Genomic DNA, 923 nt, shown 5'->3' with positions numbered 1-923 from the left:
CTGAAAACGGCAGGCCTCTATAAATCCGAGCGGGTGATAACCTCGACCCAATCGGCCGAGATCGAGGTCGGCGGCGAGAAGGTGCTGAATTTCTGCGCCAACAATTATCTCGGCCTCGCCGACAGCGCCGAACTGCGCTCGGCGGCCAAGCAGGCGCTCGACCGCTACGGCTACGGCATGGCGTCGGTGCGTTTCATCTGCGGCACGCAGGAGGAACACAAGCAGCTCGAGGCGACCATTTCTGACTTCCTCGGGATGGAGGACACCATCCTCTACGGCTCCTGCTTCGACGCCAATGGCGGCCTGTTCGAGACGCTGCTCGGCGAGCAGGATGCGGTCATCTCCGATGCGCTGAACCACGCCTCGATCATCGACGGGGTACGGCTGTCGAAGGCAAAGCGCTTCCGCTACGCCAACAATGACATGGCCGATCTCGAAGCGCGGTTGAAAGAGGCGCGCGACTGCCGGTTCCGGCTGATCGCCACGGATGGCGTGTTCTCGATGGATGGCATCATCGCCAATCTGAAGGGGGTCTGCGACCTCGCCGACAAATACGATGCGATGGTCATGGTCGACGACAGCCATGCAGTTGGTTTCGTCGGCAGGAATGGCCGTGGCTCGGCCGAACATTGCGGCGTCGAGGGCAGGGTGGACATCATCACCGGCACGCTCGGCAAGGCATTGGGTGGCGCGTCCGGCGGCTACACGTCGGGCAGGAAGCAGGTGGTCGACTGGCTGCGCCAGCGCTCGCGCCCCTATCTGTTCTCCAACACGCTGATGCCGGCGATCGCCGGCGCCTCGATCCGGGTGTTCGAACTGGTCCGCAATGGCGATGCGTTGCGTCAGCGCCTATATGCCAACGCAGCGCGGTTTCGCTCCGAGATGGGCAGGCTCGGCTTTACACTGGCCGGCGCCGACCATCC

1 protein-coding gene is annotated in these 923 nt (G+C 63.5%); it reads left to right on the top strand.

The genetic code is table 11. The features are described from left to right. Positions 1-923: glycine C-acetyltransferase (locus tag AC0L2X_RS32415; protein ID WP_473601212.1), on the top strand; the 923-nt coding region annotated here is incomplete at both ends.

It is taken from the genome of Mesorhizobium sp. WSM4828, from assembly GCF_055811175.1.
Note: the sequence above shows the minus strand (reverse complement) of the source record. Positions and strands in the feature narration are given on the sequence as shown.